This window comes from Streptomyces sp. NPDC018610, assembly GCF_044391765.1.
In the GTDB taxonomy this organism is placed as follows: domain Bacteria; phylum Actinomycetota; class Actinomycetes; order Streptomycetales; family Streptomycetaceae; genus Streptomyces.
Window position 1 is genome coordinate 274,192 of sequence record NZ_JBISAL010000006.1, and the last position, 15,825, is coordinate 290,016.

Annotated in this window: 15 protein-coding genes; 5 read left to right on the forward strand and 10 right to left on the reverse strand. The window is 73.0% G+C overall.

Translation table 11 applies throughout. The features are described from left to right. Positions 1-16: 16 nt before the first annotated feature. Both ACH5A8_RS17700 and ACH5A8_RS17705 read left to right on the forward strand, forming a co-directional pair. Positions 17-808, forward strand: a complete 792-nt coding sequence (locus ACH5A8_RS17700; protein WP_399002875.1) for a dioxygenase — start codon at positions 17-19, stop codon at positions 806-808. Positions 809-1,293: 485 nt separating this feature from the next. After that, positions 1,294-2,292, forward strand: a complete 999-nt coding sequence (locus tag ACH5A8_RS17705; RefSeq protein WP_399002877.1) for an RNA polymerase sigma factor RpoD/SigA — start codon at positions 1,294-1,296, stop codon at positions 2,290-2,292. 504 nt (positions 2,293-2,796) lie between these two features. Here the strand turns inward: ACH5A8_RS17705 and ACH5A8_RS17710 are convergent. Continuing rightward, complete coding sequence (locus tag ACH5A8_RS17710) at positions 2,797-3,795, reverse strand: helix-turn-helix transcriptional regulator (protein WP_399002879.1); 999 nt, start codon at positions 3,793-3,795, stop codon at positions 2,797-2,799. A gap of 62 nt (positions 3,796-3,857) precedes the next feature. On the opposite strand from ACH5A8_RS17710, the gene ACH5A8_RS17715 reads away from it, so the two are divergent. Together ACH5A8_RS17715 and ACH5A8_RS17720 are read left to right on the forward strand one after the other, a co-directional pair. Then, positions 3,858-5,390 carry an MFS transporter gene (locus ACH5A8_RS17715; protein WP_399002881.1) on the forward strand — a complete coding sequence of 511 codons (1,533 nt, stop codon included), beginning with the start codon at positions 3,858-3,860 and terminating at the stop codon, positions 5,388-5,390. A 105-nt stretch (positions 5,391-5,495) separates the two neighbouring features. Then, on the forward strand, positions 5,496-5,744 hold the full coding sequence (locus ACH5A8_RS17720) for a hypothetical protein (RefSeq protein WP_399002883.1): 249 nt from the start codon (positions 5,496-5,498) through the stop codon (positions 5,742-5,744). A 132-nt stretch (positions 5,745-5,876) separates the two neighbouring features. On the opposite strand, the gene ACH5A8_RS17725 is transcribed toward ACH5A8_RS17720, so the two are convergent. The 3 genes from ACH5A8_RS17725 to ACH5A8_RS17735 all read right to left on the reverse strand — a co-directional run bounded on the left by ACH5A8_RS17725 (position 5,877) and on the right by ACH5A8_RS17735 (position 9,288). Further along, positions 5,877-6,623, reverse strand: a complete 747-nt coding sequence (locus ACH5A8_RS17725) for a DUF6227 family protein (protein ID WP_399002885.1) — start codon at positions 6,621-6,623, stop codon at positions 5,877-5,879. Between the two features lie 195 nt (positions 6,624-6,818). After that, entirely contained in the window at positions 6,819-8,039 is a 1,221-nt protein-coding gene (locus ACH5A8_RS17730) for an Ig-like domain-containing protein (protein ID WP_399002887.1), read from the reverse strand. A gap of 220 nt (positions 8,040-8,259) precedes the next feature. After that, the gene (locus tag ACH5A8_RS17735; protein ID WP_399002889.1) at positions 8,260-9,288 is read right to left on the reverse strand and encodes a P1 family peptidase; all 1,029 of its coding nucleotides are present in this window, start codon (positions 9,286-9,288) and stop codon (positions 8,260-8,262) included. Between the two features lie 197 nt (positions 9,289-9,485). Here ACH5A8_RS17735 and ACH5A8_RS17740 point away from each other — a divergent pair, with 197 nt between their 5' ends. Further along, positions 9,486-9,656 (forward strand): hypothetical protein, encoded by a 171-nt coding sequence (locus tag ACH5A8_RS17740; protein ID WP_399002891.1) that lies wholly within the window; start codon positions 9,486-9,488, stop codon positions 9,654-9,656. Between the two features lie 64 nt (positions 9,657-9,720). Here ACH5A8_RS17740 and mscL read toward each other — a convergent pair whose 3' ends face one another. The 6 genes from mscL to ACH5A8_RS17770 form a co-directional block, all read right to left on the reverse strand. Then, complete coding sequence (mscL, locus tag ACH5A8_RS17745) at positions 9,721-10,179, reverse strand: large conductance mechanosensitive channel protein MscL (protein WP_399002893.1); 459 nt, start codon at positions 10,177-10,179, stop codon at positions 9,721-9,723. 57 nt (positions 10,180-10,236) lie between these two features. Next, a complete protein-coding gene (locus tag ACH5A8_RS17750; RefSeq protein ID WP_399002895.1) occupies positions 10,237-10,872 on the reverse strand; it encodes a hypothetical protein in 636 nt (211 codons plus the stop codon). A gap of 276 nt (positions 10,873-11,148) precedes the next feature. Continuing rightward, the gene (locus ACH5A8_RS17755) at positions 11,149-11,982 is read right to left on the reverse strand and encodes an S-methyl-5'-thioadenosine phosphorylase (protein WP_399002897.1); all 834 of its coding nucleotides are present in this window, start codon (positions 11,980-11,982) and stop codon (positions 11,149-11,151) included. A 110-nt stretch (positions 11,983-12,092) separates the two neighbouring features. Continuing rightward, complete coding sequence (locus ACH5A8_RS17760) at positions 12,093-12,413, reverse strand: FmdB family zinc ribbon protein (RefSeq protein WP_399002899.1); 321 nt, start codon at positions 12,411-12,413, stop codon at positions 12,093-12,095. Positions 12,414-12,480: 67 nt separating this feature from the next. Beyond that, the gene (locus ACH5A8_RS17765) at positions 12,481-13,779 is read right to left on the reverse strand and encodes an MFS transporter (protein WP_399002901.1); all 1,299 of its coding nucleotides are present in this window, start codon (positions 13,777-13,779) and stop codon (positions 12,481-12,483) included. A gap of 368 nt (positions 13,780-14,147) precedes the next feature. Beyond that, the gene (locus ACH5A8_RS17770) at positions 14,148-15,659 is read right to left on the reverse strand and encodes a potassium/proton antiporter (RefSeq protein ID WP_399003195.1); all 1,512 of its coding nucleotides are present in this window, start codon (positions 15,657-15,659) and stop codon (positions 14,148-14,150) included. Positions 15,660-15,825 lie beyond the last annotated feature (166 nt).

The following is a 15,825-nucleotide window of genomic DNA, read 5'->3' on the forward strand; positions in this document are numbered from 1 at the left end:
GCAGGGAGCCGCCGCCGTGTCCGCCGCCACCCAGGAGCGCATGCCCGCCCTCTACCTCAGCCACGGCGCCCCGCCGCTCGCGGACGACCCCGTCTGGCCCGGCCAGCTCGCCGCCTGGTCCGCCGCGCTGCCCCGCCCCCGGGCGATCCTCGTCGTCTCCGCTCACTGGGAGGAGGCCCCGCTCGCCCTCGGCGCCGTCGAGGCGGTCCCCCTGGTCTACGACTTCTGGGGCTTCCCCGAGCACTACTACCGGGTGCGCTACGCCGCCCCCGGCGCGCCCGAGCTCGCCGAGAGTGTGCGCAAGCTGCTGCGCGGCCCCGGCCTGCCCGTCCAGGACGTCCCCGACCGCGGCCTCGACCACGGCGCCTATGTGCCGCTGGTCGAGATGTTCCCGGCCGCGGACGTCCCCGTCCTCCAGGTCTCCATGCCGACCCTCGACCCGGTGAAGCTCATGGACATCGGCCGCAGGCTCGCCCCGCTGCGCGACCAGGGCGTGCTGATCGTCGGCTCCGGCTTCTTCACCCACAACCTCGCCGCGCTGCGGCACACGGGCGGCGGAGTGCCGAGCTGGTCCTCGGAGTTCGACGACTGGGGCCGGCGCGCGCTGGAGGCCCGTGACTGGGACGCCCTGCTGGACTTCCTGCACAAGGCCCCCGCGGGCCGGTACGCCCACCCGCGCACCGAGCACTTCGCCCCCCTGTTCGTGACCATGGGCGCGGCCGAGGCCGGCGGCGAGCTGGACGCGCAGCGGTCGGTGATCGACGGCTTCTGGCTGGGAATGGCGAAGCGGTCGGTGCAGTTCGGCTGAGCGGGTCGCACGGACCCTCCGCCCGGGGCGGGAAGGGGAAGGGCGGGCTCCAGCGGCGTACGACCGGTGTGAAGAGACTGGGAATCTCCTGAGAGTCCGGGTTTGCGGCAACCTTGTGCCGGTACGAGCCGTCCATGGGAGTAGGAGGGTGGCCGAAGGCGACACGCTCCCGCGACGGGGACTGCGATGTCCGTGTGACCGGGGTCTCATGCACGGGGCGCCCCAGGGGGCCCGTGAGGCTCCCGAGGCGCCTCGGCCCCCGCTGTGACCTGGGGCTCCGCGCCGGTCGCCGCCGCACGCAGATCGCGGCGGCGGACAGGGTACTGCATGATCAGAAAAATTGGGGGTCGGCTTGGGAATTCTGTCCGGATTCCAGTCGTTGTTTCCATCGGATGCGGGCACCCGAGGAGAGTTCCCCAAGAGCCCGATGAGAGTGCCGAGCGTCCAGGACCACCCGCTGACCCACCATTCGCAAGGGAGCTCGCATGGCAACCCGTGCCGTCGCCCGTCGTAAGTCCGCCACCGGCGAGACGGCCGACGCGGCAAGCAGTGTTCGCGCCCATGGCGGCGAGATCGCCGATCGCGACCTGGTCGGCATGTACCTCGACGAGATCGCGCGCACACCGCTGCTCGACGCCGCCAAGGAGGTCGAGCTGTCCCAGGTCATCGAGGCGGGTGTGTTCGCGCGGCAGATCCTCGACGGTTACGAGGAGTCGAAGGCCGAGGCCACCCGCGAGGAGCTCCAGGCCCTGGTCGACGCCGGCGAGCGGGCCAAGGACGTCTTCATCCGCTCCAACCTGCGCCTGGTCGTCGCGGTCGCCCGCCGCTACCCGCGCAGCGGCCTGCCGCTGCTGGACCTGATCCAAGAGGGCAACGCCGGCCTGGTGCGCGCGGTGGAGAAGTTCGACTACCGCAAGGGCTTCAAGTTCTCGACGTACGCCACCTGGTGGATACGCCAGGCGATCACGCGCTCGATCGCGGACCAGTCCCGCACCATCCGGCTGCCCGTCCACCTGGTCGAGGAGCTGGGCCGCATCCGCCGCGTCCAGCGCGAGTTCAACCGGGAGAACGGCCGCGACCCGGAGCCCGCGGAGATCGCCGCCGAGCTCGGCTCCACGCCGGAGCGCGTCGCGGACGTCCTGGACTGGGCCCGAGACCCGGTCTCGCTGAACATGTCGGTGGACGACGAGGGCGAGACCCAGTTCGGCGACCTCCTGGAGGACACCTCCGCGGTGTCGCCCGAGCAGTCCGTGATGACCCTGCTGCGCAGCGAGGAGCTGGACGACCTGATCGGCCGCCTCGACCAGCGCACGGCGTCCATCATCAAGATGCGGTACGGCATCGAGGACGGCCGCGAGCGCACGCTGACCGAGGTCGGCAAGGAGCACGGCCTGACCCGTGAGCGCATCCGCCAGATCGAGAAGCACGCGCTGCTGGAGCTGAAGAAGCTGGCCCGCGACACGGGCTTCGACGCGGCGGCGTGATGCCGCCCGCCTGACACGGCGCCAGGGCCCGTCCGGCGGTCGACGCCGCGACGCGGGCCCGGCGGCCGGGGGCGCGCCGGATCGCCCGGCGCCGCCCACGGCGTACGCCGGTGGCCGAAGACCGCGTGAACATGGCCTTGTACCGTCGCTTCAAGGGGCGGCGGCCCGGGAACAACCTCTGCGGGCGCGGAAGTCGGGGCGGACCCGGCGGGCCGGACCGCCCGGGAACCACGGACCGAGCGTCCGCACCGCACGTCATGAACGTTCCGTGGGCCCCGTACGTATGGAACGCGCAGGCACTCTCACGACCCCAGAAGCCACGTCCCGACGCACTCCCCCCGGCGGCGGGACTTTCCCCGAGCCGGGCTTCGGCGCCTCACCCCCCCGGGTGCCGGAGCCCGGCTCCATGCGCGGTGGGGACCAGGCCGGAAAAGCGGGGCACCCCGGACCTGAACCCCGGGGTGGCCCGCGCACAGCACTCTGCCACAGCGGCACTACACAGCGCTAATCGGCGTGCCGTACCGGCCCGTTGACCCTCTCGGCGCCGGTGGCCCGCGTCAGCCGCGCACCCAACTCCCGCACACAGGTGACCAGTTCGTCGGGCTCGTGCACGATGAAGTCGCAGCCGAGCATCGTCAGCCGGATCGCGAGCCACTCCACGTGGTCGCCGACCGAGGCCCGCAGACGGCAACGGCCCCCGTCGAGCGGCTCGGGCGTGCCCAGCCAGGCGGGCAGCCGCCGCGCGACCACCTCGGCCGGCACCGCGAACGTCACGCTGAACGTGTACGACTCCTGCCGCTGGTACACCGACCGCCGCAGGTACTCCGCCGCGCTCCCCGTCGGCAGCTCGCGCGGCGCGAACCGCGCCCCGGTCGCGAACGGGTCGCTCACCCGGTCGACCCGGAACGTCCGCCAGTCCGCCCGGTCCAGGTCGTACGCCACCAGGTACCAGCGCCGCCCGGTCGACACCAGCCGGTAGGGCTCCGTCACCCGCCGCGTCGCGGTGCCGTCCCCGGCGCGGTAGGCGAACCGCAGCCGCTCCCGTCCGGCCACCGCGGACGCCATGACGGTCAGCGTCTCGGGCGCGACACTGGCGCCGTCCCCGGCCGTCAGCGGCGTCGTGGCGGCCTGAAGGGTGGAGACGCGGTGCCGCAGCCGGGCCGGCAGCACCTGCTCCAGCTTGGCCAGCGCCCGCACCGACGCCTCGTCCATGCCCTCGATCGCGTGCCCGGCGCCCGCCCGCAGGCCGACCGCGATCGCCACCGTCTCCTCGTCGTCGAGCAGCAGCGGCGGCATCGCCTTCCCCGCCATCAGCCGGTATCCGCCGTCGGCGCCCAGGGTCGCCTGCACCGGGTAGCCCAGCTCGCGCAGCCGGTCGATGTCCCGCCGCACGGTGCGCCGGGACACCCCGAGCCGCTCGGCGAGCTCGCCGCCGGGCCACTCGCGGGGCGTCTGGAGCAGGGACAGCAGCTGGAGGAGCCGTGCGGGAGTGTCCGTCGTCATGCGTACGAGCATGCCCGGGATATAGGACATGATCTGACCTACTGCCGGTCTACTTTTCGTACATGACCTCCAGCAAAACCCCTGTCAGCAGCCCGGAGCGGACGGCCGACCGCCGCCGCTGGTTCGCGCTGGCGATCGTGATGACCGCGGCCTTCATGGACCTCGTGGACGTCACGATCGTCAACATCGCGATCCCGTCCATCCAGCAGGACGCCGGCGCGTCCTTCGGCCAGATCCAGTGGATCACCGCTGGCTACGCCCTCGCCTTCGCGGCGGGGCTGATCACCGGTGGCCGGCTCGGCGACATCCACGGCCGCAAGCGGCTCTTCCTCGTCGGCGTCGCCGGCTTCACCCTCGCCTCCGCGCTGTGCGGCTTCGCCGCCAACCCGGAGATGCTGGTGGCCTCCCGCATCCTGCAGGGCGGCATGGCCGCGATGATGGTCCCGCAGGTCCTGTCGATCGTGCACGCCACCTTCCCGGCGCACGAACGCGGCAAGGTCTTCGGCCTGTTCGGCGCCGTCGTCGGCCTGGGCGCGGTCTCCGGGCCGCTGCTCGGCGCGCTGCTGACGCAGTGGAACCTGTTCGGCCTCCAGTGGCGGCCCATCTTCCTGATCAACCTGCCGGTCGGCGTCGCCGCCCTCCTCCTCGGCGGCCGGTTCATCACCGAGTCCCGGGCCCCGAGGGCGATGAAGCTGGACCTGGTGGGCGTCGCCCTGGTCACGCTGGGGCTGCTGATGCTGCTCTACCCGCTGACCCGGGGCCGCGAGCTGGGCTGGCCGCTGTGGGGGTACGTGTCGATGGCGGGCTCCCTGGCGGTCTTCGCGGCCCTGGTGGCCTACGAGCGGCGCAAGGCGGCCCGCGACGGCTCCCCGCTGGTCGAGCTGTCGCTGTTCCGGGTCAAGAGCTTCGCGGCCGGCATCGCCGTGCAGACGGTGTTCGGCGTCGCGCTCGGCGTCTTCTTCCTGGTCTGGACGCTGTACATGCAGACCGGCCTGGGCTGGAGCCCGCTGAAGGCGGGACTGACGGGCGTGCCGTTCTCCCTCGCGGTGTCCACGGCGGCCGGGCTGTCGGTGCAGAAGCTGGTCCCGCGCTTCGGCCGGAAGGTGCTCCAGGCGGGCGCGCTCCTGATGTGCGCCGGCGTTCTGCTCTACGTCTGGGAGGCCGGCCACTACGGCCCGCGCATCGCGCCCTGGCAGATGGCGCTCCCGCTGGTCGTGATGGGCGCGGGCATGGGCCTGATCGTCGCGCCGCTGACGGACGCGGTGCTCTCGGAGGTCCCGCGCGAGCACGCCGGCTCGGCGTCCGGCCTGATCAACACCGTTCAGCAGATGGGCAACGCGCTGGGACTCGGCCTGGTGTCCGTGGTGTTCTTCGGCGTCGTCGGCGACCGGCTGACCCCGGCCCAGGTGGGCCCGGAGTTCGTGAACGCCTTCCGGCACGCGCTGGTGTGGGTGGCGGCGGTGCTGGGCGTCATCTTCGTCCTGATGTCCGCGCTGCCGAAGCGGCCGGCCCAGCACCTGGAGAGCGGCGACGGGGAGAGCTCGCCCGAGGAGCCGGCCGCGGCGGCCGGACGGGAGCGCGAACTGATCGCCTGAGTCCGCCGCCATGCCCCTTTGGGGCGGTGTGAGTATTTCACGTCACCTGCGAGATACGTCACGGTCCGGGGTCAACGTCCCGGACCGTGGTGTTCACTTGGAGACATGCCTGAGCACGTCTCGATGCTGATGTGGTTCGGTGTGGCCGTGCCCGCCGCACTGATCATCGCCTGCGCCATCGTCCTCGCCGGCTACCGGTACGGCCTCCGGTTCGAGATCCGCCGCCGACCGGTGCCGGGCCTGCCGGCCCTCCCGCCGCAGCGCACCTCCGGCCCTCACCGGGAGTACGTCGAGCTGTCCCCGGCGGAGCGGGCCGCCTTCGCGGGCCTGATGCGCCAGCTCAGCGACGGCTGACCCGCCCTCCTCAGGCTTCCGGCCCACGGCGCACGCCCCACGGACCGCCGCTCCGGCACGCCCCACGGACCGCCGCTCCGGCACGCCCCACGGACCGCCGCTCCAGCTCCCGGGCCCCGTCCCGGCGCCTGTCTACGGCACCCGTGCCGCCCGGCGCTCCATGGCGTCCCGGGCCGCGTCCTCCGTCGCGTACACCTCGCACATGTGGCGTCCGTCGGGGGTCGCCGTGTGCTCCACCTCCCACAGGGAGACCTCGGCGCCGTCGCCCAGCAGGAACGCGTGCTCGTACAGCGAGAAGCACAGCCCGGCGCGGCCCGCGCGGCCGGGACGGCCGAACGCCTGCGTGATCCGGTGCCCGGACGCCCGGGTCAGCAGCGCGAGGACGTCGGAGCCCGGCCGGTCCGCGTTCTCCGCGCGCCGCAGCAGACGGCGGGCGTGGTCCCCCGCCTCGTCGGGCGCGTAGGTGTGCCGCGTCTCGGGCAGCGGCGCGAACTGCGCCGGCACCGGCAGCTCGAAGTCCGGTGTGTCCGGCGGGAGCGGCAGCCGGCCCGTGGCCGTGCGCAGCTCCTCCTCGTCCAAGTACACCTCGTGCTGGGGCTCGCCGCCGGGCACGGTGTTGTGCACCAGCTCCCACAGGGTGAGCGCCGAACCGTCGGCGAGCAGCCAGGTGTGCCGGTAGGTCTCGCGGTGCAGTCCGGCGCTGTGGTGCGCCGAGCGCAGCGAGCCGTCGTACGCCAGCGCGCAGTCGAGCCGCCGTATCGTCTCGTCGGGCAGCTCGAAGGAGTTCAGGGTGCGGCCCAGGAGGCGCGCGAGGTGCTCCTCCGGGGACCGCGGGGACTCGCGTGGCTCGTACGCAGCCGTCTGGTACGGAACGCTCAAGGTTTCTCCCGGCGTTGCTGCATGTCACCTGGTGGGTGCATACCGTAGCCCCTCTCGGCTCGTCATGTCCGGGAACCGGGAAAACGTCTGCGGGAAAAACGGCCGGGTCGCGCGAGAAGTTCCCGCGCGACCCGGCGCTTCGTCAAAATCCGCTGCTCAGCGGGGCTTCGCGGACCTGCGGCGGACCGCCGGCCCTCAGACGGCGCTGCCCCCGGTCCACTCGCTCCACGACATGTTCCAGCCGTTGAGCCCGTTGTCCGGGGCGACCGTCTTGTCGGGGGAGTTCTTCACGACCACCACGTCGCCGATGAGCGAGTTGTCGTAGAACCACTTGGCGTTGGTGTCGCCCTGGGCGCCCCGCACGTCGGCGAGTCCGACGCAGCCGTGGCTGGTGCCCTCGCGGCCGAAGGGCGGGTTGCCCGTGTTGTACCAGTAGTTGCCGTGGATGAAGGTGCCGGAGGTCGTCAGGCGCATCGCGTGCGGAACGTCAGCGATGTCGTACTCGCCGCCCAGCCCGACCGTCTGGCTGTTCATCCGGGTCTGGGTGAACTTCTCCGAGATCACCATCTTGCCGTTGTACGTGGTGTGCTCGGGGCTGCCCGTGGAGACCGGGACCGTCTTGAGGGTCTGGCCGTCCCGGACCACGGTCATCGTCTGCGTGTCGGCGTCCACCGTGGAGACCTGCGAGCGGCCGACCGTGAACGTCACGGTCTTCTTCTGCACGCCGTAGACGCCGTTCGCGCCCTGCACGCCGTCCAGGTCGATCTTCATGGTGACCTTGGAGCCGGCCTTCCAGTAGTCGTCGGGCCGGAAGTCGAGCCGCTGCGCGCCGAACCAGTGGCCGACCACCTGCTGGCCGCTGCTGGAGGTGACCGTGATGTGCGACTGCACGGCCTTCTTGTCGCCGATCGCCTTGTCGAAGGTGAACGACACCGGCATGCCGACGCCCACCGTCGTGCCGTTGTCCGGCGTGTAGGTGCCGATGAAGCTGTTCGCCGTGGTGACGGTGGTGAAGATGGAGTTGGCGGCGGCGGGCAGGCCGTCGCCGTCCTTGGCGGTCGCCGAGATCTGGTACTTGGTGCCGCGCTCCAGCTGCTCCTTCGGCTTCCAGGCGGAACCGTCCGCCGAGATCGAACCCGGCACCACCTGCCCCGACCCGGCCTCGGTCATCTTCACCTCGGTGAGCCGGCCGTCGCTGACCTTCACCCCGGTGGCGTTGATCGACGCGCTCGTCGAACCGTCCTTGGCCGAGATGGCGATCTTCGCCGTGGAGATCTTCGCGGTGTTCTTGCCGCTCTCCTTGCCGCCGTCGTCGGCCTTGGCGTCGCCGCCGCATCCGGTGAGGGTGAGGGTGCCGACCACCAGGGCGGCACAGGCCCCCAGTACGCGCCGCGCTGCTATGTCCGGCCTAGTCACGGGCTGCTCCAGGTTCGTGTGAGGTGCGTGATCCGCTGCAGTGCGTGGGTGAAGAGGCGGCCGGCCCGTCACGAGGTTCCCGCCGGACGGCCGAAAAGCCTTCACGTGACAGAATCGGGACAATCGCAGGCCCGGTGTGACACACCGCCAGGACCGCCCCCCTTTCCCCCACCGCGGCCGACGCCGCTGCCGACAGCGCGACCGAGGCCGGACCTCGGTCTCAACGGCTCCCGTACAGCTCCTCGTACGCCGGCCACGCCCCGCCGGGCCCGTCCACCGGCTCGGCGGCGCGCACGGCCCGGACGATCGCCCGGGTCACGACGTCGGCACCCGCCGCGAGGACGTCGTTGAGGTCGAGGGGCCGCCCGGGGTCGAGCGGCCGGACCCCGGTGGCCAGCGCGAACACCGTGTCCCCGTCGTTGAGCAGGTGCACCGGCCGTACGGCCCGCGCGATGCCGTCGTGCGCCGTGCCGGCGAGCTTGTGCGCCTGCGCCTTGGACAGGTCCGCGTCGGTGGCGACGACCGCGAGCGTGGTGTTCAGCGGCGGCGGCGGGTTCCGCGCGGCGGACTCGGCGAGCCGCGCACGCGCCGCCTCGTGCGTCCGCGCGTCGGGACGCTCCGCCCGGCCCTGGAACAACTCCCCGTACAACGCCCCGGTTTCCGGATCCAGCGCCGATCCGGCCGCGTTGACCACCACCAGCGCCGCCACCGTGACACCCGAGCCGAGAACCGTGGCGGCGGTGCCGACCCCGCCCTTGAGCGCTCCCACGACCGCTCCCGTCCCGGCGCCGACGCACCCCTGCGGCACGGGGCCGCCCGCCTCGCTCGCGGCGGCCGCCTCCACCGCGGCGCGTCCGGTGGCCGCGTCCGGCCGGGCCCGGAAGTCACCGCCCCGCCCCAGGTCGAACACGCAGGCGGCGGGCACCACCGGCACCACGTGGGTGGGATCCGGGCCGACCCGCACCCCGCGCCCCCGCTCCTCCAGCCAGGCCATCACCCCCGACGCCGCGTCCAGCCCGTACGCGCTGCCGCCGGTCAGCACCACCGCCTGGACCGTCCGCACCAGATTGCGCGGATCGAGGGCGTCGGTCTCCTTGGTGCCGGGCCCGCCGCCGCGCACGTCGACCGCGGCGACCGCGCCGCCCTCGGGCGCCAGCACGACCGTCGTCCCGGTCAGCCACCCCTCGCCCCTGCGCGTGGCATGCCCCACCCGCACACCGGCGACATCCGTCAAAGCGTCAGCTGTCATGGGGGCCAGTCTCCCCGCGCCCCGCCCCCGCGACGCCCGCCCGCACCCCGCGCCAGGCCGGACCACGCTCAGGCTTCCGGCACCGCACTCGGGCGTCTGTCACCGGGCTCGGGCGTCTGTCACCGGGCTCGGGCGTCCGGCGCCATGCCCGGGCACCGGACCCCGTGGGGTGCCGGCGAGGACCGTACCCTTGAGGCATGAGTACCGCCCCCGAGCCGCGTGACCCGAAGAACGCGCTGATCTTCGACGACCCGCTGAACCAGCAGTCCACGGACGACACCGACCGGGGATGGGGCGAGCGCCCGGACGGCGACTCCGCCGCCGACCTCAAGCGCTTCCTCGACGAGAAGCCGCCGCACCACATCTGAATCCGCCGCGCGGTCTCCGCGACCGGCCCACCGCCTCCGTGGCCGGCGCGGCGCGCCGCCGCGACTAGCGTCCGGCGCTGTGCGCGTCGCGCTGGGCGACCAGCTCGTCGCGGATCTCCTTGAGCACCTGCAGCTCGGTCACGTCGACGACCTCGTGCGCGCCTTCCCTGGCCTTCTTCCGGGCCTCCTGCCGGGCCAGGAACCTCGCCATCGGCAGGACCATCAGGAAGTAGACCACCGCGGCGGTGATCAGGAACTGCAGTGTGGCGCCGAGCACCGAGCCCCAGGCGATCTCGATCCCCGCGTCGCCCTTGCAGGACGAGCTGAGACACGAGCTGTAGTGGTCGAGGTTCTTGGTGCCGATCGCCCCCACGACCGGGTTGATCATCCCCTTCACCACCGCGTTGACGATGTTGGTGAAGGCCGCGCCGACGACCACCGCGACGGCCAGATCGACGACGTTCCCGCGCATCAGGAAGGCCTTGAAGCCCTGCCAGACACTCGGGTCCTGCTTCTTGCTCACCGGGGGCCCCTTCTCCTGCGTGCTGCTCGTCGGACAAACGGCCACTCAACCTACGGGTCACCACAGGGTCACCGCCAACCGGGTGGTCGTGCCCGCCCCGGCCAGCCGCGCGGCCGTGGAGCGCGGCACGCTGAGCGCGATCAGCGCGCCGTCCGCCGTCGGGCCCGTCTCCGGGTTGCCCGTCACCGGCCGCGGCACCTCGGCCACTCGTGCTCCGCGCGCGAGCACACGGGCCGTACCGTCCGCCGCCGGGTCCCCGGCCGCGATCACGTCCACCCGGTCGCCCGGGCGCAGCAGCCGTACCGTCTCCGCGTCGGCGATGCGCACGGGCGCGGTCACCGTCCGCCCCGCGTCCCCGCCCAGGCCGCCCGGACTCCCCGGCGGCGCGTCCGCCGTGTGCGCCGGATGTCCTCGGGCCGGTCCGCCGCCCGGCGGATCGGCTCCCGGCCGTGGTCCCGCGGCCACCAGCGCGGCCGCGGTGACGGCCAGCCCGGCCGCCACGGCCCGCCGGCGGTGCCGTACGAGCCGGCGCGGCCCGTACCGTCCGCCGCGCACGCGCACCGGCGCGAAGTGCGGCACCTCGCACGTGGCCGGGGTGTCGACGCCGGGCGGGTGCGGGACGGGAGGCGCGGACGCCGGAGAGGAGGGAGGGGGAGGTGAGGAAGGGAACGGCGACGCGGGGGGACGGAGCATGGGGGACAGGGACATGTGGACCACCGCCTGGGGCACGGGACGGACCGGCGAACCGGCTTGCGACGCCCACGATGAGGCATAGCGCCGAAGCCCGCCGGAGCCCGTGTGCTACTCGCCGGTTGTGGACAACTCCCTCACCCGAAGGTGGCCTTCCGGACATGCCGCCCCACCGGGCGGAACAGCACCCCGCACCCCGCCCGCCCTTTCGTCCGCGCGCCCCGCCCCTTCGTCCGCGCCCCGCCCGCCCCTCGCCCCTTCGCCCGTCCTCCCGGCCGGCTACGGCAGCACGAAGCCGGGGTCCATCCCGCCCAGCGCCGTCGTGCACAGGCAGTCCCGGTCCTCGGCGGCCGGCAGAGCCGCCACCGCGTCGAACAGCACACCCCGCAGCCGCTCCACGTTGGCGGCGAACACCTTGAGCACCTCCTCGTGCGAGACGCCCTCGCCGCTCTCGGCGCCCGCGTCGAGGTCGGTGACGAGCGTCATCGAGGTGTAGCAGAGCTCCAGCTCCCGGGCGAGCGCCGCCTCGGGGTGGCCGGTCATGCCGACCACGGACCAGCCCTGCGCCCGGTGCCACAGCGATTCGGCGCGGGTGGAGAAGCGCGGCCCCTCCACCACCACGAGCGTGCCGCCGTCGACGGCCTCCCAGTCCCGTCCGCGCGCCGCCTTCAGCGCGGCCGCCCGGCCGGCGGGGCAGTAGGGGTCCGCCAGGGAGACGTGCACGACGTTGGGCAGCGTGCCGTCGGGCAGCGGCAGCCCGTCGAAGTAGGTCTGCTCCCGCGACTTCGTACGGTCGGCGAACTGGTCGGGAACGAGCAGCGTGCCCGGACCGTACTCGGGGCGCAGGCCGCCCACCGCGCAGGGGCCGAGGACCTGGCGCACCCCCACCGAGCGCAGCGCCCACAGGTTGGCCCGGTAGTTGATGCGGTGCGGCGGGAGGTGGTGGCCGCGGCCGTGCCGGGGCAGGAAGGCGACCCGCCGGCCGGCGACCTCGCCGAGGAAGAGGGAGTCGCTGGGCGCCCCGTACGGCGTGTTGACCTGGGCCTCCGTCACGTCGTCCAGGAAGGAGTAGAAGCCGGAACCGCCGATGACACCGATCTCTGCGTTCACCATGAACAGCACACTAGTGCCGAGGCGGACGACGCCCACCGTGGCACCGGTCGTTCACGGACACGCCGAGGACCCCGCTGTCCGGTGACGGCGGGGTCCTGGAAGGCGGTACGTCAGGCGGCGGAGCTGCCGGCCGAGCTCGTGGACGTCGAGGACGACGAACCGGAGCCGCTCGACGAGGAACCGGACGACGAGGACGTGGTCGACGAGGAGCCCGACGACTTCGACGAGGAGGCCGGGCTGCTGCTCGACGAGGCGCCGCGGCTGTCGTTGCGGTAGAAGCCGGAGCCCTTGAAGACAATGCCGACCGCGGAGAACACCTTCTTCAGGCGGCCAGCGCAGTTGGGGCACTCGGTGAGCGCGTCGTCGGTGAACTTCTGCACCGCCTCGAGGCCCTCGCCGCACTCGGTGCACTGGTACTGGTAGGTGGGCACTGTCTTCCTCCTGGCACTCTCACTCGATGAGTGCTAACGACGAACCATAGTGACGTATTCCGTGGCGTCAGTCCACTGCGACAGGGGAGCGGTGACCGACGCCACGTGCCACGGTGCGGCCGCCGGCCCGGGCGGTCAGCCGCGAGCGCAGGGTCGCGAGGGTCAGCAGGGCGAGCACCGTGCCGGTCATCGGGACCAGGAATCCGGCGCCGCCCCACAGGTGGTCCTCCAGCTGTCCGGCGACGGTGACGGCGGCGGCCTGCCCCAGCGCGACCGCGCCCGTCAGCCAGGTGAACGCCTCGGTCCGGGCGCCGGCCGGGACCAGGGACTCGACCAGGGTGTAGCCGGTGATCAGGGAGGGCGCGATGCACATGCCGACCAGGAGGCCGAGCGCGGCCAGCAGGAGCACCGAGTGCGCGGTCCACAGGGCGGAGGCGGCCACCGCGAGGGCGGTGTACCCGACCAGGAGGCGGCGCTGCGGTGCCACCTTCCAGGCGATCGCGCCGCACACGACGCCGGAGAGCATGTTGCCCGCGGCGAACGTCCCGTACAGCACGCCGTTGAGGCCGGGCTCGCCGATGGACTCGGTGAAGGCGGCCAGCGAGACCTGCATGCCGCCGAAGACCGTGCCGATGCCGAGGAAGGCCGCCACCAGCACCCGCACGCCGGGGACGGCGAGCGCGGAGGCGTGCTCCGCGTGCGCGTGGCCGCCCCCCGCGGCGACGGCCGGCTGGGTGCGCTTCTGCGCGGCGAACAGCAGACCGCCGACCAGGGTCAGGGCCGCCTCCGTGAGCAGGCCCGCCGCCGGGGCGACGGCCGTGCACAGCGCGGTGGCCAGCAGCGGGCCGAAGACGAACGTCAGCTCGTCGGTGACCGACTCGAAGGCCGCCGCGGTGGTCATCAGCGGCGAGTCCTTGAGGGTGACGCCCCAGCGGGCCCGCACCATGGGACCGATCTGCGGCACCGAGGCGCCGGTCGGCACGGCCGCGGCGAACAGCGCCCACAGGGGGGCGTGCGCGAGCGCGAGCGACGTCAGGGCCAGGCCGGACAGGGTGTGCACCAGGACGCCGGGGAGCAGCACGGCGCGCTGCCCGTAGCGGTCGGCGAGCCGCCCGCTGTAGGGCGCGAACAGCGCCATGGCGACACCGGTGACGGCGGCCGTGGCGCCCGCCGCGCCGTAGGAGCCGGTGGTGTGCTGCACCAGCAGCACGATGGAGATGGTGAGCATCGCGAACGGCTGGCGCGCCGCGAAACCGGGAAGCAGGAACGTCCAGGCGCCGCGGGTGCGCAGCAGCTGCCCGTATCCCGGGCGGGAGGATGCCGTCGAGGTCTTCGCGGGTTCGGTGGTGGTGACCGCGGATCCCACGGCCGTGCCTTTCTGCCGCCTGGTAGCGCGGCCCCTGGTACGGGCGCGCCGAGAGCTGTCCTCTTGCGCGGACTGCGGTAGATGCCGGGGCCCGCTCACGGGGGCGACCCGGCCGCCATACGGTCGCGCCAGCTCTGCGTCAGGCAGAGTTGGTTCGATCAGGGTGCGCCTTCATCGTACAGGGGCCGGGTGCTCGTGCACCTGTGAAAACGGGCACCACGACCGCCGTACGCCTGGGATAGGGACGGGCGTGGACCGTGGGAAACGCAGTGTTCACGGAGGCCCCTCCGGCACCCGACGCCGCTTCGGCCCGCGCCGCGTGGATCCGCGCCGCTTCGGCCCGCCGCGCCGCGTGGACCCGCGCCGCGTCAGCGCGCGCCGCCGGCGCTCGCCCCGTTCGCGCCCAGCCAGTCCGCCAGCTTGCCGCCCCGGCCGACCGCGCGCAGCCGCCGTTCCGCGGCCTCGCGGACCGGGTCGGTGGCGACCACGAGGAGTTCGTCGCCGCGCCTGAGGACCGTCGTCGGCAGCGGGACAAACGATTTTCCGTCGCGGACGACGAGGGTGACCGCGGACCCGGCGGGCAGCCGCAGCTCGGCGACCTCCACACCGTGCATCCGCGAGCCCTCGGGGATGGCGACGGACAGCAGGTGGCCGCGCAGCCGCTCCAGGGGCGCCGACTCGATGCCGAGGTCGGCGGGGCCCTCGCTCTGGCCGAGCCGCAGCGTGCGCGCGAGCCAGGGCAGGGTCGGCCCCTGAACGACGGTGTAGACGACGACCAGGACGAAGACGATGTTGAAGATGCGCTCGCTGTGGGCGACGCCGTTCACCATGGGGATGGTCGCCAGGATGATGGGCACGGCGCCGCGCAGCCCGGCCCAGGACATCAGGGCCTGCTCCGGCCAGGGCACCCGGAACGGCATCAGGCTGGCCAGGACGCTCAGCGGGCGCGCGACCATGGTGAGGACCAGGCCGATGACGACGGCGGCCGGGATGTCGTCGACGAGGTCGTGCGGGGTGACCAGCAGGCCGAGCAGGACGAACATGCCGATCTGGGCGATCCAGCCGAGCCCCTCGGCGAAGCCGCGGGTGGCGGGCCAGTGCGGCAGCTTGGCGTTGCCGAGCAGCATCGCCGCCAGGTAGACGGAGAGGAAGCCGCTGCCGTGCGCCAGCGCGCCGGCGGCGTAGGCGGTGACCGCGATCGCCATGACGGCGATCGGGTAGAGGCCGGAGGCGGGCAGGGCGACGTGCCTGAGGCCCCAGGAGCCGAGCCAGCCCACCGCGATTCCCATCGCGGCGCCGATGGCCAGCTCCAGCGCTATCTCGCCCACCAGCACATACCAGTGTTCGACCGGGCCGGCCGTGGAGAAGGCGACGACCAGGATGACGACCGGGGCGTCGTTGAAGCCGGACTCGGCCTCCAGCGTGCCCGTCACGCGCGCGGGCAGGGGAATGCGCCGCAGCACGGAGAAGACGGCCGCCGCGTCCGTCGAGGAGACCACTGCGCCGATGATGAGCGCCTGGCGCCATTCCAGGCCGACGAGGTAGTGGGCGCCGGCCGCGGTGACGCCGACGCTGACGGCGACGCCGAGCAGCGCGAGCACGGAGGCGGCCGGCAGCACCGGCCTGATCTCCTTCCACTTCGTGCCCAGGCCGCCCTCGGCGAGGATCACCACGAGGGCCGCGTAGCCGATGACCTGGGTCATCTCGGCGCTGTCGAAGTGGACGTGACCGAGGCCGTCCTGGCCCATGACGATGCCGATCCCCAGGTACACGAGCAGGCTGGGGAGCCCGCTGCGCGAGGAGATCCGGACCGCTGCCACGGCGACGAGCAGGACGAGGGAGCAGGCGAGCAGGAGCTGGTTGAGGTGGTGAACAGTCAGTGGCGGTTCCTTCCCCGAGTTCTCCGGTCCGGATTATCCGGATTGACCGACTTGCCCCGGCATGCCGAGCCGCCGAGTCGTCCGGTTACTTCGTTACCTTACCTAACTCTTGACGCTTTCTTGACGCTTCTCGCGGGAAGATCGAACGCCCGTCCGCGGCCGGGAC

Bases quoted from the DNA above. Each gene is read 5' to 3' on its own strand.
- ACH5A8_RS17705 (WP_399002877.1), top strand. From the start codon at position 1,294: ATGGCAACCCGTGCCGTCGCCCGTCGTAAGTCCGCCACCGGCGAGACG.
- ACH5A8_RS17710 (WP_399002879.1), bottom strand. From the start codon at position 3,795: ATGACGACGGACACTCCCGCACGGCTCCTCCAGCTGCTGTCCCTGCTC.
- ACH5A8_RS17715 (WP_399002881.1), top strand. From the start codon at position 3,858: ATGACCTCCAGCAAAACCCCTGTCAGCAGCCCGGAGCGGACGGCCGAC.
- ACH5A8_RS17720 (WP_399002883.1), top strand. From the start codon at position 5,496: ATGCCTGAGCACGTCTCGATGCTGATGTGGTTCGGTGTGGCCGTGCCC.
- ACH5A8_RS17735 (WP_399002889.1), bottom strand. From the start codon at position 9,288: ATGACAGCTGACGCTTTGACGGATGTCGCCGGTGTGCGGGTGGGGCAT.
- ACH5A8_RS17740 (WP_399002891.1), top strand. From the start codon at position 9,486: ATGAGTACCGCCCCCGAGCCGCGTGACCCGAAGAACGCGCTGATCTTC.
- ACH5A8_RS17750 (WP_399002895.1), bottom strand. From the start codon at position 10,872: ATGCTCCGTCCCCCCGCGTCGCCGTTCCCTTCCTCACCTCCCCCTCCC.
- ACH5A8_RS17755 (WP_399002897.1), bottom strand. From the start codon at position 11,982: ATGGTGAACGCAGAGATCGGTGTCATCGGCGGTTCCGGCTTCTACTCC.